This is a genomic window from Bacillus yapensis, from assembly GCF_005280205.1.
In the GTDB taxonomy this organism is placed as follows: Bacteria; Bacillota; Bacilli; order Bacillales; family Cytobacillaceae; genus Robertmurraya; species Robertmurraya yapensis.
Map to the genome: position 1 here is coordinate 120,127 of NZ_SUND01000015.1, position 19,228 is coordinate 139,354.

The window sequence follows — 19,228 nt, forward strand, 5'->3', positions numbered from 1 at the left end:
TTGCGTTCCAGATAATTGCATTCAGTTCTTTAAAGTGTTAAAATTGGTTCAAAGTGTCAACGAAGAATTTCATTTCGGACATACTCCTGTGAGGGGAATGTCTTTTTCACTTTATAGATGGAACACATTTCTAACCCCCACATTAGAGAGATTCTAACTGAATCAATTATTAAACCTCAGTTACAGCATTCATACTCAAATGGCTTATTTGCTGAAATAAGATTTTTTCTATTGGTGAAAGATAATATCGGGATGTTATTTTTAAAAAATAAATTTAAATAAAGAAAACTGTTTGCTCCACATTTGTATCTAATTGCTAATTAGATTGACATGATGGAATATTCGATAGATTTTTTGAGGAGCGCTAGGAAGTTTTACTCGAGGTCTTTTCGGCCTCTAGGATAGTTGAAGATAACTTAAGACGATACACTTAAGGAATCTTTTGTTTGTCGTTCCGTTCGCGAACCTCTTCTTTCTCTCACTTACACGATGACTTTGGTCAACGATTGCTTTTTCTAATCGTAAGTTGCAGCGGTTAGATGGCTTGAACAATCATTGTTCGTATAGGCGGCGCAAAGCAGTTTTCTAAACAAGAAGGAGAATGAAAAACATTGACGAAGTTTGAAGACTTAGGCATTAGCTCAGCTACGATGAAATCTTTAAAGAAAATGGGATTTGAGGAGGCAACTCCAGTTCAGACCGAAACAATTCCATTAAGCTTACAAAACAAGGACTTAATCGGGCAAGCACAAACAGGTACAGGTAAAACAGCTGCATTTGGTATCCCTTTGATAGATAAAATTGACAAGGATTCTAATGTTATTCAAGGTATTGTTATCGCCCCAACTCGTGAGTTAGCAGTACAGGTTTCAGAAGAACTCTACAAAATCGGTTATGGTAAAAGAGCAAGAGTCCTTGCAATCTACGGAGGACAAGACATTAACCGTCAAATCCGCGCATTAAAAAATCATCCGCAAATCATTGTCGGAACTCCTGGACGTATTTTGGATCATATTAACCGTAAAACGATTAAATTGGAAAATATCCATACAGTAGTTTTAGATGAAGCAGATGAAATGTTAAACATGGGGTTCATTGAAGATATCGAGTCTATCTTAGCGAAAACTCCAGCTGAGCGCCAAACGTTGTTGTTCTCTGCAACGATGCCAGCTCCAATTCAAAGAATGGCTGAAAAGTTCATGAAGGACCCTCAAATCGTTCGTGTTAAAACGAAAGAAATGACAGTTCCTTTAATCGAGCAGTACTATTTAGAAGTTCAAGAAAAGAGCAAGTTTGATGTTCTTACAAGACTTCTTGATATCCAAACTCCAGAGCTAGCTATCGTATTTGGTCGTACAAAGCGCAGAGTTGATGAGCTTGCTGAGGCTCTAAACCTACGTGGTTATATGGCTGAAGGAATTCACGGAGATTTAAGCCAAGCAAAACGTCTGTCTGTTTTACGTAAATTTAAGGAAGGTTCAATCGATGTCCTTGTTGCTACTGACGTTGCAGCACGTGGATTGGACATTTCTGGTGTAACACATGTCTACAACTTTGATATTCCTCAAGACCCTGAAAGCTATGTTCACCGTATTGGACGTACAGGTCGTGCAGGTAAAGAAGGTGTAGCGATGACATTCATTACGCCACGTGAAAAGTCATACTTGGGTGTTGTTGAAAGAACAACGAAGAGAAAAATGGAGAAAATGAAGCCACCAACTTTAGATGAGGCTTTAGAAGGTCAGCAAAAAGCTGTACTTGAAAAAATTCTTCAATCTATCGATTCAAATAATCTTCAATTTTACAAGCAAGCAGCTGAAGAGCTATTAGAACAACAAGATGCAACAACTGTAGTTGCTGCTGTTCTTAAAATGCTTACAAAAGAGCCAGACCAAACTCCAGTTAAATTAACTGAAGAAAAGCCACTTCCAAACAAGAGAGAAAGACGCTCTGGTGGTGGAGGCGACCGTCGTGGCGGTGGTAAGTTTGATTCTCGTGACCGTAAGAGAGGTTCTTACAAGCCAAGACAAGGCCAAAGCCGTGGTGGTAGCGAAGGCGGAAAACGCTACAACAACAGTGGTAAACCAAGAACAAACTCTGCGAAATAATTTCGTGTATAAAAGGCTGTACCTTCGGGTGCAGTCTTTTTTTGTGATGATGGGAATGTTTCTTCATGAGGAGCAAAATTTTGTGATTATTGGGGAGAGTAATGTTCATGCGGACATTGCTGATTCTGATATCAGTGTCTTCGTCACGCGCAGCCCTCACTCCTCAAAAAACAGTTTTGAAACCATCTGGCATGTGATACCGTAGAAGTACTATGTTGATTACATTTTTTGGAGGAAAACCGTATGTTATTACAACCGCAAAAAAGGATTTCAGAGCGTGCGTTAACCGTATGGAGAATCACGGCTACGATATACAGTTTTTTCACGCTGCTACTATGTGGAGGAATTATTGCTCTAACGATCATATTTGATTGGCCGATATGGATTAGTGTAATTGCTGTACTCATTCTGCTCATTGAAAGTTACTTTTTTATTTACTTGTTTCCGCGAATTAAATGGAAACGTTGGCGATACGAGGTGCGTGAGCAGGAGCTTGAACTGCAACAGGGGATCTTTATTGTTAAAAGAACTTTGGTGCCAATGATTCGCGTTCAGCACGTGGACACACGCCAAGGTCCCATACTGCGAAAATATGATTTGGCAACTGTCACTGTTTCGACGGCTGCAACCATTCATGAGATCCCTGCGCTAGAGGTAGAGGAAGCAGAAGAAATGAGGATCTATATATCAAAACTGGCAAGGGTGGCTGATGAGGATGTCTGAACCGAAAAGACTTCATCCGATAACAGCTGTTCTTAATGCTATCAAAACCTTAAAAGAACTAATTATTCCTTTTTTTGCTTTTGTTGTGTTTGGAAGCAAAGGGGGAGGTATCTTTTCCATCATCGGTGGAATTGTTGTGTTAGTCCTTATCCTTGTCGCAGGAATATTCTCTTGGCTTCGTTATACATACCGAATTGAGGAAGGAGAGCTTCGGATTGAGTATGGGTTATTTGTCAGGAAAAAACGTTATATTCCATTTGAACGGATTCAGAGTTTAGACCTTTCAGAAGGAATTTTTCACAGGCCATTCGGATTGGTAAAAGTAAAAGTGGAAACAGCCGGTGCCAGTGGCACTATAGATGGAGCTGAGGCTACTTTAACGGCAATTTCAAAAGCTGAGGCTGCCATGATTCAAGAGGTTTTACAAAAAGTAAAAACGCTCGGTGTTGAGGACATAGAGAAATTAGATGAGATACAAGAGCCAAAGGAACAAATTTTATACAAAATTTCACCAAGAGAATTGTTGATTCTCGCTTCTACTTCAGGTGGGGTAGGGGTCGTCATTTCAGCTGTAATTGCTTTTATTACGCAATTCGACGAGTTGATTCCGTACAAAACGGTTTTTCATGAACTAGAGGAATTTGTGGCTAGTGGCGTTCTTTTTGTCAGTCTGATCGTCTTTATCGGTTTCTTGCTCGCTTGGATCATTTCGGTCATTTGGATGATGATCAAATACACTGATTTTACCTTGAAGAGGGTAGAAAATGATCTCATCATTACACGTGGACTTTTAGAAAAAAGACAAATCACAGTACCGCTGGGGCGTATCCAAGGGATTCGCATTAGTGAAAACATTCTCCGTCAACCATTTGGCTATTCGAGTATATATATTGAAAGTGCTGGGGGGTCTGCAGCCAATGCAGAGAGTGCGTCTGTAAACATTTTACCCCTGATAAAAAAAGCACGAATTTCTCGACTTATCGAAGACCATATTGATGGTTACGATTTAGATATTCAAACAACTCCTGCTCCTAAACGGGCGCTAAAAAGATATATTTTTAGAGGTTGGCTAGTTGTCATTCCAATCGCAATCATCCTTATTTTCTTTTTTAAACTATGGGGTGCTCTCTCCCTGTTGTTACTCCCGCTATCAGCATTCTGGTCGTACTTAGAATATAAAGATGCCGGGTGGAGCCAGCAAGGCAATCAGTTAACACTTTCTTATCGAACGTTTGTTAAACATACTGTCTTTATGCAAAAGCACAAAATTCAAACGTTGGCGTTAAAGGAAAGCTTTTTTCAGCGCAAAGAAAATTTAGCGTCTATTGAAGCAACTCTTATGTCGGGACTTGGTGGAGCTGGTGGAAGAGTGACTGATTTAGAGGAAAAAGATGTTGAGTTGATGTATAAGTGGTTTTCAAGAGAAAGTGAAAAGGCGCAGAGTTAATCTGGCGCCTTTTTTTAGAATCGACCAAGTAATCCTAAGACCGCAAGCACTCCAATCGCTATCCAAATCAGTGTTTTGGATGAAAAAGAAGGTCTTCCAGATGAACTTCTTGTTCTACGGTAGGAAACATTTTTAAAAGAATCAGCTAGCTCCCTGCCACGACCAAGCTGGAATGCACCAAGGAGGAAGCCTGAGATTAACCCGAAAATATGGGCTGCAATATTAATGTTGGATTGGACAAAGGTCATAATCACGCCAACGACCGCAATCGTTAGAATAACCTGTGAGTTTTCGCGTGTGATTAAATCTTTTCTTAAAAGGACCATTGCTAAATAGACGCCAAATAGTCCGAAGATCGCTCCGCTTGAACCGACGTGGGTAAAGGTTAATGGCTCCAAAATAAGGGTGGCCACGTTAGCGATAATTCCTGTTCCTAAATACAATGTGATAAAACGCGGTTTGCCAAGAATTCTTTCGAGAGCAGGTCCAAATAAAACGAGCGAGAAGCTATTAAATAACATATGTGGAAAGCCGCTATGAAGAAAAATAGGAGTGACGAGGCGCCAATACTCGCCTTGGACGATATAGAGGTTCACGCCCATGAACGTTTCAAAAATCCATTTAGATGGGAAGATAGCTGGTAATACGGTAAGTAGGTATATTAAGATATGGAGAAAGACAATAAAAGAAACAACAGGATAGTAGCGGATAAATTCTTTAAAACTTTCTGTCCGAACAAACAAAGTATAACCTCCTTTAGGCTAGGCATTTTTCGCAAACATAGTTTCTTATGGATATAATTGATTAAATTAATTTCTGTTTCCTCTTATAAATCAATAAAGTGGGTAGCGAAAATTGCCGTGCAAAATTTCTTAGTACCACTAAACCATGTAGGAAGTGTAAATGTCGGCTTTAAGACATTTACGAAAAAACAACCTATGGAGAATAAGATAACGTACTGGAAAAATGGACGGTATCTAACTATATAATAAACAAAAAGACTATGATTGGTCATCTCATAATATGTTTGGCCAATTAGAAAAATGAGAAGGAAGATAAACAATGATCTCTGGAATTGGGCTCGATATTGTGGAATTAAAAAGAATTGAAGCGATTATGGAACGACAAGAGAAATTTGCTAACCGAGTTTTAACAGAAAGTGAGAGAGTTAAGCTTGATACTTTATCAGGGAAGCGAAAGGTTGAGTTTTTGGCTGGACGATTTGCAGCGAAAGAAGCTTTTTCCAAAGCGTTCGGAACTGGAATCGGCAAAGATCTATCTTTCTTGGACATCGAAATTGCTTCCGATGAAAAGGGCAAACCATTCATCACAAAACCTTTTAACAAAGGGGTTCATCTATCGATTTCGCATAGTGCAGAATATGCCGTTGCACAAGTGATTATCGAAAAAAATTAAAAACCTTAATCGAGGGCTCGTCATATTCCCGAAGGTTGTCTCATATATTCATAGTGCGATAGGGGAGACAAGACTAGTTGGTGAACATTTCCGCTAACTACTTACTCTCTATACATTGAAAAGGTGGAAGTGCCTCATCGGGCTTGGCACGGAAACTAAGTAACAATGAGGCTAAATACGCATAAATGAGACAAAAGGGGTTGAAAGGATGAAGAAATGGTATGTTCTGCTTCTCTTTGGACTAATGGTAATTTTCGTTTTGTCCGCTTGTGGTTCGAAATCACAGGAAGATGTCGTCAAGGAATTGAACGGTAAGCTAGAAGAATTAAAAGCCTACGAGGTTAAGGCTAAAATGACGCTACAAATGGGCACAGAGCCGCAAACCTATGATGTGGAAATTTGGCATAAGGAACCTTCCTACTATCGCGTAGATTTGAAAAATGCTCAAAAGGACCAGAGTCAGATGATTCTTCGGAACGATGATGGAGTCTTTGTCCTGACACCTGCTTTGAATAAAAGCTTCCGCTTCCAAAGCGAATGGCCAGAGAACAGCAGCCAAGCTTATTTATATGAATCACTGATTGAGGACATTTTACAAGACAAGGAAGCAAAATTCACATCAACTAAAGATCATTATGTGTTTGAAACGAAAACGCGTTACCAAAACAACAAGATGCTTCCATTACAGGAGATTACTTTGAATAAAAAGGATTTAACTCCTGTTAGTGTAAAAGTCATGGATCCTGATCGGAAAGCGCTCGTCACGGTCGAATTCTCGAATGCAAACTTTGATGCCACTTTTGAGAAACAGGATTTTGATATGGCGAAAAATATGACTGGTGCTCAAATGGAAGTCCCAGTTATGGCTGATGTGGAGGATAAAGAATTCACGGTTAAATATCCAACAGCAACAATCTCGGATGAGGAGCTTGTCGGGGAAAAAGCTATGGATACTGAGGATGGTAAGCGCGTCGTATTAACATATGATGGGGAGAAAGCTTTTACAATTATTCAAGAAAAAGCAACGGTCGTACCAACAGCCATGGCAGCGACAACGGTTAGTGGTGAACCGGTTGACTTAGGCTTTACGATTGGTGCCCTTACAGCGAACTCTTTATCTTGGACGTTCCAAGGAGTGGATTACACGATTGCGTCGAACGACTTAACAGAAGAAGAAATGCTAACACTTGCCCGTTCTGTTGAGGTACAAGGTGATATGGTGAAGTAACATATACAAGGAGGCTCTTCTTTTGCGAAGGGTCTCTTTTTCTGAAAGGATTAGGACTTTTCTAATTTGACATTCTCCTACATGAGTTCGATAATTTTACTATAATGTGTTTGGAAAAATTGAGGGAAGTGTAAATAGATGGTTAGTCAAGAACAGTTTTACCGTGATACATGGGTGGAAGTAGATTTGGATTGCATTAAAGAAAATGTTCAGCAAATGAAATCTCGTTTACCCATAGATGTTGAGATGATGGCAGTTGTAAAAGCAAATGGATATGGACATGGCGATGTACAAGTGGCAAGAACTACGTTAGATGCAGGTGCTTCTTCTTTGGCAGTCGCCTTTTTAGACGAGGCCCTTGCTTTACGACAAAAAGGCATTGATGCGCCGATCCTTGTTCTTGGTGCAACACGAGCCGATCATGTAAATGTGGCAGCTAAAAATAATATCACGTTAACTGTTTTTCAAGAGGAATGGATTCGTGAGATCGGTGCGCTGATGGAGAAAGATGTCACGATCTCAGTGCATTTGAAATTGGATACAGGGATGGGCAGAATCGGAATTCGTGACGAGTCAACCTTGCAAAAAATAGAACGCCTTATTAATGAAGATGATCGCATTCAATTGGAAGGGGTATTTACCCATTTTGCGACGGCTGATAGCTTAGATTTAAGCTATTTTGAAGAACAATTGGCTCGCTTTAAAGAGATGGTGGAAGCTTTACACAATAAGCCAAAAATGATTCACGCGAGTAATAGTGCTGCTGCGTTAAGAACGACAAATTACTTCAATGGCATTCGTTATGGAATTGCAATGTACGGCCTGACTCCTTCGGTTGAAATAAAAGGAGAATTGCCTTTTCCGTTAAAAGAAGCTTTTTCATTACGCACAACTCTGGTTCATGTAAAAAAGCTTGCTCCTGGCGATAAGGTAAGCTATGGAGGAACCTATGAAGCGAAAGAGGAAGAGTGGATCGGAACGCTTCCAATTGGCTATGCGGATGGATGGATTCGAAGGCTTCAAGGACAAGAAGTTCTCATAGATGGTATGCGAGTTCCGATTGTGGGCAGAATATGCATGGATCAATGTATGATAAAGCTACCAAAGGAGCTACCAATTGGTACGGTTGTCACTTTAATCGGATGGGATAAAAAGGAACATGTATCGATTGACGAACTGGCTGAGCGTCTAGATACAATCAACTATGAAATCCCATGTACGATTTCAAGCAGGGTCCCGCGGATCTATGTAAAATCTGGTAAAACGATTGATGTGAAAAATGGCGTTCTTCAAGCCTAAAAACTAGGGCCCTGAGCGCTATGAGGGGACAAATCCACTATTGATGCAAGGTTAGGGATTCATCTTATTTTTCAATAAATTTAGTCATAATCGAAATATTTAAGGATTAGGATGCATAAAAGGGTATTTTTTTGGCTGATAATACAGTAGAATTAGCGATTAGCCTTTGCATCTAGGCGATTTGGTGGTATTATAAAAGTTGGTATAGATTAGATTAACTAAATACAGCTTTCTCATTAGCTAGAGAAAAAACCGGAAGTCTCACGGACAGTTAGTACGGTACAAAAAATGGTGTGTAGTGATGGTGGAGGTGTATGTTTGTGTCTGAGTCCAGCGCAACAACAGAAATCTTGGTAAAATTACCGCAACATCTTGTAACTGAATTAGATGGTTACGTTAAACAAGAAAATGTTAACCGAAACGAGTTCATTTATCAGGCAACAAAAATGTACTTGCGCGAACGGAAAAAGAGACAAATTCGTGAATCCATGAGACGTGGTTACATGGAGATGGCGAAGCTTAATTTATCGATTGCTTCGGAAAGCTTTCAAGCAGAATATGAGGCAGAACACACAGTTGAACGTTTAGTAAGCGGGGGATAATCCTTTGAATATTAAACGTGGAGACGTTTATTTTGCAGACCTTTCCCCAGTTGTTGGCTCGGAGCAAGGCGGTGTCCGTCCAGTCCTTGTCATTCAGAACGACATTGGGAACCGGTTTAGTCCCACAGTCATTATTGCAGCAATTACCGCTCAGATTCAAAAAGCAAAGCTGCCTACTCATGTTGAGATTGATGCGAAGCGATATGGTTTCGAAAGAGATTCGGTCATCCTGCTGGAACAAATTCGAACTATTGATAAACAGCGCTTAACCGATAAAATCACCCATCTGGATGAAGAAATGATGGAAAAAGTGGACGAAGCATTACAAATAAGCTTAGGTCTCATAGAATTTTAATATACCAGGGCTGTTCCCAAAAGGTTGTAAAGCAACCTTTTGGGAACAGCCTTTCTTTTTTGGGGAAAAGCTCTGACCGTAGAACTTATCTGACAGATTCGGGCTGTAAGTTGCGATAGTTGTCAGTCATTTTTGGTTTGCTTGACAAAAAAGGTCAAATAGAAGGAATAGTTGTCAACCATCTGTGGTTTGTCTGACAGAATTGGCTGAGTGGAAGGGATAGTTGTCAATGAAATATAGTTTGTCTGACAAAATTGGTTGTATGGATGAGATAGTTGTCAATGAAAAATAGTTTGTCTGACAGAAATTGCTGAATGGATGCAATAGTTGTCAGACAAATACCGAATGAATACCAGAATTGGCTAGCTGAGAGCAATAGTTGTCACTCAAATACATAATAAGATTTTTTCGAGACTTATATAAGACCTAAAACCTACAAAACCAAATTAAAGATTTCTATCCCCATGTGTGCAAGCATATTGTAGTAATGCCAACTAAGTTGATTGGTGTGTAAATCAACTCTGAAAACAGCTAACTTATGTGTTCAAAAAAATATCGTTTTATTCCATAATTTAGGTTTAGGATGTTCCGAAAAAGGGTATATAAAAAATCTTTGAGCTAGAATATTTTCTTTTATTAAATTTATATATTAGTTACAGTAAAAAAGAGGAAGAAACCGTTCGGAAATAGAAATGTGAGATAGGAGTGAGCGAAATGAATAGTCTGATCATTAACTACATCGACAATCATAAGGAACACATCCTCAACCTTTGGGTTGAAAAAATGAAAGAAAAAGCAGACGACCGCGTCCTTCGAGTCGTCTCAAACCAAGTATTTGTCGGGACAAGTAGAGAATTTGTGGAAATGGTTACCTCTAATTTGAACGATGAAAACGAAGAATATAGTGAACGACTTCGCGACTTTGCCGAAAAAGTAGTCAAACTCGGCTGGCCCATTAGCTTTGTAACCGAAGGAATACAAGTCTTTTCAACCATTGTCTATGACGGGATCAAGGATGAAAAACTAATAAATGAAGAAGATGAAATGAAACTTTTCTACGGATTACACAAATGGACCAATCCGATGACCAACGAAATCGTCAACGTCTATTCCACGACCTGGGAAAGAACTGTATCCCTTCAAAAAATAGCACTACAAGAACTTTCTGCTCCTTTAATTCCGGTGTTTGATGGGATTTCAGTCATGCCTCTAATTGGAGCAATCGATACCGAAAGAGCCAAACAAATTATGGAGAACCTCCTTAACGGCGTAGTCAAACACCGTTCTGAAGTCGTCTTGATCGATATAACTGGAGTACCTGTCGTTGATACAATGGTCGCTCATCATATCATTCAGGCTGCCGACGCAGTGAGATTAGTCGGGGCGCAATGTATGCTTGTTGGCATTCGTCCAGAAATCGCTCAAACAATAGTTAGCCTAGGAATTAACCTGAACCAAGTCACGACGAAGAACACCTTGAAAAAAGGGATGGAAGCAGCGTTGGAAATCATGAAAAAGAAAATGATACAAGTAGGTGAAATTAGTGAGGATTCCAATTCTAAAATTATATAACTGTTTGCTTGTCTCAATTCAATGGGAATTAGATGACCAAACGGCACTGCAATTCCAAGAGGACTTGCTCCATAAAATTCACGAAACCAATGCGAATGGGGTTGTCATCGATCTCACCTCCATTGATTTTATTGATTCTTTTATTGCGAAGGTATTAGGCGACGTCATTAATATGTCAAAGCTAATGGGAGCAAAGGTAGTTATTACAGGGATTCAGCCTGCAGTCGCCATCACATTAATTGAGTTAGGGATTAGTTTGAACGATGTGTTGACATCCTTGGACCTCGAAAAAGGCCTGGAGAAATTAAAACAGGAATTGGGGGAATAACAGAAATGGACATCCAATCCTGCGTAAATATCCAGACTGAATGGGACATCGTTGCAGCAAGACAATTAGGTAGGAATGTTGCCAAAGAGCTTGGATTTGGAGTCGTCGACCAGGCTCGAATTACAACAGCAATTAGCGAGCTAGCGAGAAATATTTTTATCTACGCACATAAGGGGCGGGTGTGTATCGAAAAAATGAATGATAAGGGACATGCGGGATTGCGTATCATAGCAATAGACAGCGGGCCGGGAATCAATGACATTCGCCTAGCGATGGAAGATGGATATTCGACCTCTGGTGGTCTAGGGGCGGGTCTGCCTGGAGTGAAAAGGCTAATGGATGAGTTTCAAATCGTATCTTCGCCAGGAAAAGGAACCGAAATTACAGCCATTAAGTGGATCCGTTAGGAGGAAAAGATATGCCTTTTCGTGAAGCGATGGAAGCGAAATATCGAGATATTTTAGCCAAATATATTGAAGAACAGAAGGAATCAACCCTATACCTAGCACAAAAATTCAGCAGAAAATCGATCGAAAATCAAGTCACGCCTGAAGAAATAATTAGTTTACATAAAATGATCTTACAAGAGATGTACCCTGAAATGCCTACATATGTTACGCACTCATTCGATTTATTACTGGAGATTATGCTTGGATATGGGTTTGCTTATCGGGAGCACCAAAGCCTTCGCCATCAGCAAAAAGAACTTCGTTCTGAAATTGAAATTGCAGCAAATGTCCAGCATACGTTACTTGATACGGAAATACCTGTTGTGGAAGGTCTTGATATAGGTGCCATTAGTGTCCCGGCTCGGCTCATGAATGGAGATTATTACAATTTTGTTCAAGATGAAAATCAATGTATCAGCATTGCGATTGCTGACGTCATTGGAAAGGGCATCCCGGCAGCGTTATGTATGTCGATGATTAAATATGCCATGGATAGCCTACCTGAACACCGAAATGAACCAAGCATTTTATTAGAAAACTTAAACCATATCGTGGAACAAAATGTTGATCCTAGCATGTTTGTGACGATGTTCCACGGGATCTACAACTATGAACAACACTTGTTTTCCTATGCTTCCGCTGGACATGAACCAGGATTTTTTTATGATGGCAAGAAGAAGGAATTTACCGAAATAACAGCAAGAGGTCTAATGCTTGGGATTGATAAAAAAACGAAATACACCCAGTACGAAAAAAAGATCGAGCCCGGTGATATGATTATTCTTTTATCTGACGGAGTGACGGAATGTAGAACGAGTGAAGGGTTTGTCGAAAAAGACACCCTTCTTACTTATATAGATAAATACTTGCATCTTTCAGCACAAGAAATTGTGAATCGCATATACAAGGATTTGGAGCAAATACAAAATTTCCAATTGAGAGATGATTTCACCCTTATTATTTTAAAAAGAAGCGTTTAGTGAAACGTGTAAAGGGTAATGGAATATAAGACTGATATCGGGGAGAGATAGGTCAGTTATGAACATCAAAATCGATTTATTTGAGAATGATAGAGTGATAGAAGTCTTTGTACATGGAGAAATAGATGCCTATACAGCCCCTGAGCTTAGAGATATTCTTTTTCCACTTTCGAAAAAGGACGAAGTTCAGATGGTTGTTGATCTTACAAATGTGAACTATATGGATAGTACGGGATTAGGTGTGTTTGTAGGTATATTCAAGAATATCCGTGCCCAAAGCGGTGAGCTTAGACTGATGGGGTTGTCCGATCGTCTAAAGCGACTGTTTGAAATTACCGGATTAGCAGACATCATGGATATTAATAGTCCGATTGAAGGTGAAGTAGAATGAATCAACCGTATGATTACATTGAAATGAAGATTCCTGCTAAACCAGATTATATTGGTGTGATTCGCCTAACCTCCTCGGGAATTGCTGAAAGAATGGGATTTTCGTTTGATGAAATTGAGGATTTGAAAATTGCCATCAGTGAAGCGTGCACTAACGCGGTCCAACATGCCTACAAAGCAAGTGAAAATGGTGAAGTTGTGATCGGCTATGGTTTGTATAAGGACCGACTTGAGGTCATGGTGGCTGATAAAGGGGTCAGCTTCAATTTTCAAGAGCTTCGAGAAAAAATTCGACCGTATGATCGAAATCATGATCCTGTTGAATTTATGCGTGAGGGAGGATTGGGTCTCTATTTAATCGAAGCGCTTATGGATGAGGTGAAAATTCATCATACAGAAGGCGTGACCGTCTTTATGACGAAATACCTGGAGGGAGAGAAGGTGGAGAGTGATGCCAAAACAATCTCAACCTAATTATCTCTCGCGGGAAGAGATTGAGCAGTATATTCAATCCTTCCAGAACCATCAGGATGAAGAAGCGCAAGCTAAGCTCGTCCTTTACTACAAACCGTTAATTGAACATATCTCGAGAAAATATTCAAAAGGAAAATCCTTTCATGAGGATATCGTTCAAGTGGGTATTATTGGTCTACTCGGAGCAATCAGACGCTATGACTCGACGATTGGAAAGAGTTTCGAAGCCTTTGCTGTACCAACGATTGTAGGGGAGATCAAACGATTTTTACGCGATAAAACATGGAGTGTCCATGTACCAAGAAGAATTAAAGAGCTCGGCCCGAAAATAAAGAAAACGGTTGAGGAATTAACCTCCACCCTCCATCGCTCTCCGAAGATCAAGGAAATCGCTGACGAACTAGAAATTTCGGAAGAAGATGTGTTAGAAGCAATGGAGATGGGGAAAAGCTATCAGGCGTTGTCTGTGGATCATTCATTTGAAGCGGATGCTGAAGGTGGAACTGTAACGATTCTAGATATTGTCGGAAATGTCGATTCAGGCTATGAGAAGGTTAATCAAAAATTGGTGCTTGAAAAGGTTCTTCATGTTTTGACGGAACGGGAACGAGAAATTATTCAATGTACGTATTTAGATAATTTGAGCCAAAAGGAGACTGGCGAAAAATTGGGGATATCACAAATGCATGTATCACGATTACAACGTAGAGCAATAAAAAAATTAAAAGACGCGATTTTAGAAGATGATAGTTCGGAGTGTCGATCATGAATCATTTTGTAGAAGATGCCGTAGAAGTATTTGCCCATCAAAGGACAAAAGCGGGAAATGAATACTGTGGTGATGGTTATTTTTACACATGCACGGATCAATACTTCATTTGTGTGCTTGCTGATGGTCTCGGAAGCGGAATAAATGCTTTTGATTCTGCAACAGCGGTGATTAGTATTGTAGAGCAATACCATCATGAAGATGTGGAAACAATAATGCATCGTTGTAATAAAGCGCTTTTTGAAAAAAGAGGTGCGGCTGTTGCGGTATTTAAGGTGCATTTTACTAAGAAGGAATTTACCTATAGCTGTGTGGGGAATATTCGCTTTTTCCTCTATTCGTCTTCTGGAAAACTGACATATCCACTTCCTGTCACAGGGTATTTATCTGGGAAGCCACAGACCTTTCGTACGCAGAGCTATTCTTATGAACAGGGTTCAAAATTTCTTCTTTATTCGGATGGCTTTCATTTTCAAGGGTTAAAATCTGTGCTTAATGCGGAAAGACCTTTGCAAGCCATTGCTGAAGAGATTAAAAGAAAACCTTCGTATGAAGATGCTACTTTTATTATAGGAAGCTTGTTTTAATAGGGTGCCTGCTGAGTAAGCAGGTGCCTTAGTTATTTCGTCATGTGCATTCATACGATAATTTTTGTTAAAATAGCAATTAGGTACATAGAAAAGAGTTGGAGGACCATTACGTGGAAGATATCTTAAAAGTGATCGCTACCGAGCAATCATTGCCATTAAAATCAGTTAAGAACGTGATCGATTTATTAAATGATGGAAATACAGTTCCGTTCATTGCACGATATCGTAAGGAACAAACGGGAGCTCTAGATGAAGTGCAAATTCGTGACATCATGGAAAGATGGAACTATATCCAAAACTTAGAGCAAAGAAAAGAAGAGGTTATTCGCTTAATTGACGAACAGGGGAAATTAACACCGGAGCTACAGCAGCAAATCGTAGCCTCTTTAAAACTACAAGAAGTAGAGGATTTATACCGTCCATATAAGCAAAAGAGAAGAACGAAAGCGACCGTGGCAAAGGAAAAAGGGCTCGAGCCACTAGCGAACTGGATGATGACTTTCCCGAGCTCGGGTTCTCTTGAAGCGAAGGCGGGAGAATTTTTATCCGAAGAGAAGGAAGTTGCCACTGTTGAAGAAGCGATTTCGGGTGCGAAGGATATCATTGCTGAACTCGTGTCTGATGATGCCGAGGGCCGTAAATGGATCCGTAGAGAAACATTTAAGACTGGAATCATCGAATCGTCCGTTAAGGATGCTGAAAAAGATGAAAAGAATGTGTATGAGATGTACTACGAATATTCCGAGCCTGTTCAAAAAATTGTGCCACACCGAATCTTAGCGTTAAATCGCGGGGAAAAAGAAGATATTTTAAGAACTTCGATTAAATCAAACGTGGAAGTCATCTTAAACTATTTATCGAAAAAGTGGATTAAGAACCCTGCGTCGATTACGGCAGCTGCGGTACGTGAAGCAATTGAGGATGGTTATAAAAGACTGATTCAGCCTTCTATTGAAAGAGAAATTCGCGGTGAATTAACCGAGAAGGCAGAAGAACAAGCGATACATATTTTTTCAGAAAACCTACGAAATCTATTACTTCAGCCTCCTTTAAAAGGAAAAGTCGTTCTTGGTGTGGACCCGGCTTATCGGACAGGTTGTAAGCTTGCGGTTGTAGATGAAACAGGGAAAGTGCTAGAAATCGGTGTTGTCTACCCTCATCCACCAAAAGCAAAGCCACAGGAAGCGAAGGACAAAGTAGTAGCTATTCTAAAGAAATACAAAGTAGAAGTTGTAGCGATTGGGAACGGAACAGCTTCGAGGGAAACAGAGCAATTTATTGCAGATATCTTAAAAGAACAGTCAGACCAAATCTTCTATTTAATCGTTAACGAAGCGGGTGCGAGTGTGTATTCGGCTTCTGATATTGCTCGTGAAGAGTTCCCTGACTTCCAAGTAGAAGAAAGAAGTGCTGTTTCAATCGCACGTAGATTACAAGATCCTCTTGCGGAACTAGTAAAAATTGATCCGAAATCTGTAGGTGTCGGTCAATACCAGCACGATGTATCACAGAAAAGATTGAGTGAATCTTTAACGTTCGTTGTGGAAACGGCTGTTAACCAAGTAGGGGTAAACGTAAATACTGCCTCACCATCGCTGCTTCAATATGTGTCAGGTTTATCAAAAGCGGTAGCGATGAATATCGTGAAAAAACGTGAAGAAGAAGGAAAGTTTGTAAAGCGTGATCAATTGAAAAAGATCCCTCGCCTTGGAGCGAAAACTTTTGAACAAGCGATTGGTTTCTTGAGAGTCGTAGATGGCTCGGAGCCGCTTGATAGGACTGGTATTCACCCAGAAAGCTATGCTGAGGTTAAAAAACTACTCAGTAATCTAGGATTTACGACGGCTGATCTAGGTACTGATGCTTTAAAAGATGCTCTCTCAAAAGTGAATGTGAAAGAAGTGGCTGTTGAACTTGAAATTGGGGAGCTAACACTTCAAGATATCATCGATGCACTAATGAGTCCTGAAAGAGATCCGCGCGATGACTTACCTAGACCATTGTTGAAAAAAGATGTGTTAAAGCTTGAAGATTTGAAAGCGGGCATGGAACTACAAGGAACAGTAAGAAATGTTGTCGACTTTGGAGCATTTGTCGACATCGGGGTAAAACAAGATGGGCTTGTTCATATCTCGAAGCTCAAAAAAGGATTTGTTAAACATCCGTTAGATGTCGTTTCTGTCGGAGATGTTGTAACGGTTTGGGTCGACTCGGTTGACGAGAAAAAGGGTAGAGTAGCTTTAACGATGCTTTCTCCTGGTGAATAACAACAGTAGGAAACACTGCTTTTACGAGCAGTGTTTTTTTCTGTAAAAGAACCAGCATTGATTCAGAAGTTTGATCTGGTAGCGGTTTTTCTCAAAAAAGGCTCTTTGCATCTGATTTTGGAACCAAGTAGGCATACTTAGACCTCCCATTTTAGAATTCAAGGGGTATATACAATGTATGCTATAATAGGTTGTCATGTTGACTATTTAATGTAGAAGGGACTGGGGAATATGGAGGATTATCAGTTACAAGAGCTAGTCGAAAATTTGTCCATAAAGTTCTTTCAAAAACCATTTAGACATCAAGCTTTGTTTAACAATCGCCTTCGTACAACTGGTGGCCGCTATCTATTGAAGTCTCATAACATCGAAATCAACCGCCAGTACTTGGAACAGTTAGGCGAAAAAGAACTCATCGGTATTATCAAGCATGAACTTTGTCATTATCATTTACATATAGAAGGAAAAGGTTATCAGCATCGTGACGCTGATTTTAGGGAACTTTTAAAAAAGGTAGATGCTCCACGATTTTGTAGTTCACTTCCCGCTAGACCTGTTAGGAAAAGGAGTAGTAAGATTCTTGTCTATAAGTGCTCGAAATGTGAACAGCTTTATCAGAGGAAAAGAACAATTAATGTATCTCGGTATGTTTGCGGAAAATGTCGAGGTAAACTTATTAAAATAGATGGTTGACATTTAACTGTGAGGATGTTAATTTTAATACCTCGACAAAAAAACAGCCTTAAAATAATCGTGAATTTTTGTTCTTGACTTGGAGTATACATCTCATTATAATATGAAGAGTCGATAAGACAGAACAACCTTTAATAAGCTTTATTCCGCGGTAGCTCAGTGGGGAGCACGGATGAGATACATCCTTGAAATTACTTCGAGCGTACCGATCGAACCGCATCTTGAATAAACATTCTGAGATCGGGACGACCATCGGAAGCACAAACAGGCTTGAGAGGTAGAATACAATTATTCCGCGGTAGCTCAGTGGTAGAGCAATCGGCTGTTAACCGATCGGTCGTAGGTTCGAGTCCTACCCGCGGAGCCATTTTGGGGAAGTACTCAAGAGGCTGAAGAGGCGCCCCTGCTAAGGGTGTAGGTCGCGCGAGCGGCGCGAGGGTTCAAATCCCTCCTTCTCCGCCATACAAATTTTATATGGCCCCTTGGTCAAGCGGTTAAGACACCGCCCTTTCACGGCGGTAACACGGGTTCGAATCCCGTAGGGGTCACCATTTAATTAATTTCCTTCTATATAATATAGAGAGGAAAGTTTTTTTCTCCTTATGGGGAAAATGGTTTCGCTGAGGCGAAAAAGTTAGAGGAAAGCTATTTTCTCCTAACGTCGAAAAAGAATAATGAAACCTATTTTCGCTATCGCGAAAAAGCTTTGGTCCGGTAGTTCAGTTGGTTAGAATGCCTGCCTGTCACGCAGGAGGTCGCGGGTTCGAGTCCCGTCCGGACCGCCATTAATTTTATTGGGCTATAGCCAAGTGGTAAGGCAACGGACTTTGACTCCGTCATTCGTAGGTTCGAATCCTGCTAGCCCAGCCATTTTTGATTGTTAGCTCAATCGGTAGAACTTCAAGTAATTCTATATGAATTAATTTCAAGTTGTACCCATCATTCTGCTGTTTGATTGTACATCCTGAGATGGGGACATCATTAGATGCCTACCTTTAGATGAAATATATTAGCAGCTACTTTGAGAGCCATTAGCTCAGTCGGTAGAGCATCTGACTTTTAATCAGAGGGTCGAAGGTTCGAGTCCTTCATGGCTCACCATTTTTATAAAGTATTACATGCGGGTGTGGCGGAATTGGCAGACGCACTAGACTTAGGATCTAGCGCCGCAAGGCGTGGGGGTTCGACTCCCTTCACCCGCACCAATAGTTACCAGTTGAAAGTTTAGGTAATTGTTGATATAATAGTAATCGTCGCATCTTTATGCGGTCGTGGCGGAATGGCAGACGCGCTAGGTTGAGGGCCTAGTGGGGGCAACCCCGTGGAGGTTCAAGTCCTCTCGGCCGCACCAAAAAAAGTTCTTGACATAACAAATACTATTTTGATATACTAATTAAGTTGTCGCTTTTAAAGCAGAATGCGCCCGTAGCTCAATTGGATAGAGCGTTTGACTACGGATCAAAAGGTTAGGGGTTCGACTCCTCTCGGGCGCGCCATATTATTTCGGGAAGTAGCTCAGCTTGGTAGAGCACTTGGTT

Annotated in this window: 20 protein-coding genes and 9 tRNA genes; 27 read left to right on the forward strand and 2 right to left on the reverse strand. The window is 40.3% G+C overall.

Annotated elements, in window-relative coordinates; all coding sequences use genetic code 11:
• Nucleotides 1-611: 611 nt before the first annotated feature.
• The 3 genes from cshA to FAR12_RS17225 all read left to right on the forward strand — a co-directional run bounded on the left by cshA (nucleotide 612) and on the right by FAR12_RS17225 (nucleotide 4,278).
• Entirely contained in the window at nucleotides 612-2,108 is a 1,497-nt protein-coding gene (gene cshA, locus FAR12_RS17215) for a degradosome RNA helicase CshA (protein ID WP_126410042.1), read from the forward strand.
• A gap of 243 nt (nucleotides 2,109-2,351) precedes the next feature.
• Nucleotides 2,352-2,831, forward strand: coding sequence for a PH domain-containing protein (locus FAR12_RS17220; RefSeq protein WP_126410043.1), 480 nt, complete (start codon nucleotides 2,352-2,354; stop codon nucleotides 2,829-2,831).
• Nucleotides 2,824-4,278 carry a PH domain-containing protein gene (locus FAR12_RS17225; RefSeq protein ID WP_126410044.1) on the forward strand — a complete coding sequence of 485 codons (1,455 nt, stop codon included), beginning with the start codon at nucleotides 2,824-2,826 and terminating at the stop codon, nucleotides 4,276-4,278. The genes FAR12_RS17220 and FAR12_RS17225 overlap by 8 nt, the downstream gene beginning before the upstream one ends.
• A gap of 14 nt (nucleotides 4,279-4,292) precedes the next feature.
• On the opposite strand, the gene FAR12_RS17230 is transcribed toward FAR12_RS17225, so the two are convergent.
• Nucleotides 4,293-5,021, reverse strand: a complete 729-nt coding sequence (locus tag FAR12_RS17230) for a rhomboid family intramembrane serine protease (RefSeq protein ID WP_126410045.1) — start codon at nucleotides 5,019-5,021, stop codon at nucleotides 4,293-4,295.
• Between the two features lie 319 nt (nucleotides 5,022-5,340).
• On the opposite strand from FAR12_RS17230, the gene acpS reads away from it, so the two are divergent.
• The 14 genes from acpS to FAR12_RS17300 all read left to right on the forward strand — a co-directional run bounded on the left by acpS (nucleotide 5,341) and on the right by FAR12_RS17300 (nucleotide 16,997).
• Nucleotides 5,341-5,694 carry a holo-ACP synthase gene (gene acpS / locus FAR12_RS17235; RefSeq protein ID WP_126410046.1) on the forward strand — a complete coding sequence of 118 codons (354 nt, stop codon included), beginning with the start codon at nucleotides 5,341-5,343 and terminating at the stop codon, nucleotides 5,692-5,694.
• A gap of 208 nt (nucleotides 5,695-5,902) precedes the next feature.
• Nucleotides 5,903-6,922, forward strand: coding sequence for a LolA family protein (locus FAR12_RS17240; protein WP_126410047.1), 1,020 nt, complete (start codon nucleotides 5,903-5,905; stop codon nucleotides 6,920-6,922).
• Between the two features lie 138 nt (nucleotides 6,923-7,060).
• Nucleotides 7,061-8,221, forward strand: coding sequence for an alanine racemase (gene alr / locus FAR12_RS17245; RefSeq protein ID WP_126410048.1), 1,161 nt, complete (start codon nucleotides 7,061-7,063; stop codon nucleotides 8,219-8,221).
• A gap of 320 nt (nucleotides 8,222-8,541) precedes the next feature.
• A complete protein-coding gene (locus FAR12_RS17250) occupies nucleotides 8,542-8,823 on the forward strand; it encodes a CopG family ribbon-helix-helix protein (protein WP_126410049.1) in 282 nt (93 codons plus the stop codon).
• Nucleotides 8,824-8,827: 4 nt separating this feature from the next.
• Complete coding sequence (locus FAR12_RS17255) at nucleotides 8,828-9,178, forward strand: type II toxin-antitoxin system PemK/MazF family toxin (protein ID WP_126410050.1); 351 nt, start codon at nucleotides 8,828-8,830, stop codon at nucleotides 9,176-9,178.
• A gap of 714 nt (nucleotides 9,179-9,892) precedes the next feature.
• Nucleotides 9,893-10,750 carry an RsbT co-antagonist protein RsbRA gene (locus FAR12_RS17260; RefSeq protein WP_126410051.1) on the forward strand — a complete coding sequence of 286 codons (858 nt, stop codon included), beginning with the start codon at nucleotides 9,893-9,895 and terminating at the stop codon, nucleotides 10,748-10,750.
• The gene (locus FAR12_RS17265) at nucleotides 10,722-11,078 is read left to right on the forward strand and encodes an STAS domain-containing protein (protein ID WP_126410052.1); all 357 of its coding nucleotides are present in this window, start codon (nucleotides 10,722-10,724) and stop codon (nucleotides 11,076-11,078) included. Before FAR12_RS17260 ends, FAR12_RS17265 begins: the two co-directional genes overlap by 29 nt.
• A 5-nt stretch (nucleotides 11,079-11,083) precedes the next feature.
• Nucleotides 11,084-11,485 (forward strand): anti-sigma regulatory factor, encoded by a 402-nt coding sequence (locus FAR12_RS17270; RefSeq protein ID WP_126410053.1) that lies wholly within the window; start codon nucleotides 11,084-11,086, stop codon nucleotides 11,483-11,485.
• 11 nt (nucleotides 11,486-11,496) lie between these two features.
• Nucleotides 11,497-12,507, forward strand: a complete 1,011-nt coding sequence (locus tag FAR12_RS17275) for a PP2C family protein-serine/threonine phosphatase (protein ID WP_126410054.1) — start codon at nucleotides 11,497-11,499, stop codon at nucleotides 12,505-12,507.
• Nucleotides 12,508-12,565: 58 nt separating this feature from the next.
• Complete coding sequence (locus FAR12_RS17280) at nucleotides 12,566-12,898, forward strand: anti-sigma factor antagonist (protein ID WP_126410055.1); 333 nt, start codon at nucleotides 12,566-12,568, stop codon at nucleotides 12,896-12,898.
• Nucleotides 12,895-13,371 (forward strand): anti-sigma B factor RsbW, encoded by a 477-nt coding sequence (gene rsbW / locus FAR12_RS17285; RefSeq protein WP_126410056.1) that lies wholly within the window; start codon nucleotides 12,895-12,897, stop codon nucleotides 13,369-13,371. The genes FAR12_RS17280 and rsbW overlap by 4 nt, the downstream gene beginning before the upstream one ends.
• On the forward strand, nucleotides 13,349-14,140 hold the full coding sequence (gene sigB / locus FAR12_RS17290) for an RNA polymerase sigma factor SigB (protein ID WP_126410057.1): 792 nt from the start codon (nucleotides 13,349-13,351) through the stop codon (nucleotides 14,138-14,140). The genes rsbW and sigB overlap by 23 nt, the downstream gene beginning before the upstream one ends.
• Complete coding sequence (locus FAR12_RS17295; protein WP_126410058.1) at nucleotides 14,137-14,727, forward strand: PP2C family serine/threonine-protein phosphatase; 591 nt, start codon at nucleotides 14,137-14,139, stop codon at nucleotides 14,725-14,727. Before sigB ends, FAR12_RS17295 begins: the two co-directional genes overlap by 4 nt.
• A 113-nt stretch (nucleotides 14,728-14,840) precedes the next feature.
• Complete coding sequence (locus FAR12_RS17300; RefSeq protein WP_185819434.1) at nucleotides 14,841-16,997, forward strand: Tex family protein; 2,157 nt, start codon at nucleotides 14,841-14,843, stop codon at nucleotides 16,995-16,997.
• 21 nt (nucleotides 16,998-17,018) lie between these two features.
• Here the strand turns inward: FAR12_RS17300 and cmpA are convergent, their stop codons facing one another.
• Entirely contained in the window at nucleotides 17,019-17,132 is a 114-nt protein-coding gene (gene cmpA, locus FAR12_RS17305; protein ID WP_126410060.1) for a cortex morphogenetic protein CmpA, read from the reverse strand.
• Between the two features lie 96 nt (nucleotides 17,133-17,228).
• On the opposite strand from cmpA, the gene FAR12_RS17310 reads away from it, so the two are divergent.
• The 10 genes from FAR12_RS17310 (at nucleotide 17,229) to FAR12_RS17355 (ending at nucleotide 19,186) form a co-directional block, all read left to right on the forward strand.
• A complete protein-coding gene (locus FAR12_RS17310) occupies nucleotides 17,229-17,690 on the forward strand; it encodes a SprT family protein (RefSeq protein ID WP_126410061.1) in 462 nt (153 codons plus the stop codon).
• Between the two features lie 292 nt (nucleotides 17,691-17,982).
• Nucleotides 17,983-18,057, forward strand: a tRNA-Asn gene (locus FAR12_RS17315).
• Between the two features lie 4 nt (nucleotides 18,058-18,061).
• Nucleotides 18,062-18,152: transfer RNA gene (locus FAR12_RS17320), tRNA-Ser, on the forward strand.
• A gap of 14 nt (nucleotides 18,153-18,166) precedes the next feature.
• Nucleotides 18,167-18,241 (forward strand) — tRNA-Glu (locus FAR12_RS17325).
• 157 nt (nucleotides 18,242-18,398) lie between these two features.
• Nucleotides 18,399-18,475: transfer RNA gene (locus FAR12_RS17330), tRNA-Asp, on the forward strand.
• A 10-nt stretch (nucleotides 18,476-18,485) separates the two neighbouring features.
• Nucleotides 18,486-18,560, forward strand: a tRNA-Gln gene (locus tag FAR12_RS17335).
• 155 nt (nucleotides 18,561-18,715) lie between these two features.
• Nucleotides 18,716-18,791 (forward strand) — tRNA-Lys (locus tag FAR12_RS17340).
• Between the two features lie 19 nt (nucleotides 18,792-18,810).
• Nucleotides 18,811-18,895 (forward strand) — tRNA-Leu (locus tag FAR12_RS17345).
• Between the two features lie 60 nt (nucleotides 18,896-18,955).
• Nucleotides 18,956-19,041 (forward strand) — tRNA-Leu (locus tag FAR12_RS17350).
• A 68-nt stretch (nucleotides 19,042-19,109) separates the two neighbouring features.
• Nucleotides 19,110-19,186, forward strand: a tRNA-Arg gene (locus tag FAR12_RS17355).
• Nucleotides 19,187-19,228 lie beyond the last annotated feature (42 nt).

What these genes read in the sequence shown, in the direction of transcription:
- rsbW (WP_126410056.1), top strand. Translation starts at nt 12,895, where the DNA reads ATGAATCAACCGTATGATTACATTGAAATGAAGATTCCTGCTAAACCA.
- FAR12_RS17280 (WP_126410055.1), top strand. Translation starts at nt 12,566, where the DNA reads ATGAACATCAAAATCGATTTATTTGAGAATGATAGAGTGATAGAAGTC.
- FAR12_RS17225 (WP_126410044.1), top strand. Translation starts at nt 2,824, where the DNA reads ATGTCTGAACCGAAAAGACTTCATCCGATAACAGCTGTTCTTAATGCT.
- FAR12_RS17270 (WP_126410053.1), top strand. Translation starts at nt 11,084, where the DNA reads ATGGACATCCAATCCTGCGTAAATATCCAGACTGAATGGGACATCGTT.
- FAR12_RS17275 (WP_126410054.1), top strand. Translation starts at nt 11,497, where the DNA reads ATGCCTTTTCGTGAAGCGATGGAAGCGAAATATCGAGATATTTTAGCC.
- FAR12_RS17295 (WP_126410058.1), top strand. Translation starts at nt 14,137, where the DNA reads ATGAATCATTTTGTAGAAGATGCCGTAGAAGTATTTGCCCATCAAAGG.
- FAR12_RS17240 (WP_126410047.1), top strand. Translation starts at nt 5,903, where the DNA reads ATGAAGAAATGGTATGTTCTGCTTCTCTTTGGACTAATGGTAATTTTC.
- sigB (WP_126410057.1), top strand. Translation starts at nt 13,349, where the DNA reads ATGCCAAAACAATCTCAACCTAATTATCTCTCGCGGGAAGAGATTGAG.
- FAR12_RS17260 (WP_126410051.1), top strand. Translation starts at nt 9,893, where the DNA reads ATGAATAGTCTGATCATTAACTACATCGACAATCATAAGGAACACATC.
- cmpA (WP_126410060.1), bottom strand. Translation starts at nt 17,132, where the DNA reads ATGCCTACTTGGTTCCAAAATCAGATGCAAAGAGCCTTTTTTGAGAAA.
- alr (WP_126410048.1), top strand. Translation starts at nt 7,061, where the DNA reads ATGGTTAGTCAAGAACAGTTTTACCGTGATACATGGGTGGAAGTAGAT.
- acpS (WP_126410046.1), top strand. Translation starts at nt 5,341, where the DNA reads ATGATCTCTGGAATTGGGCTCGATATTGTGGAATTAAAAAGAATTGAA.
- FAR12_RS17220 (WP_126410043.1), top strand. Translation starts at nt 2,352, where the DNA reads ATGTTATTACAACCGCAAAAAAGGATTTCAGAGCGTGCGTTAACCGTA.
- FAR12_RS17310 (WP_126410061.1), top strand. Translation starts at nt 17,229, where the DNA reads ATGGAGGATTATCAGTTACAAGAGCTAGTCGAAAATTTGTCCATAAAG.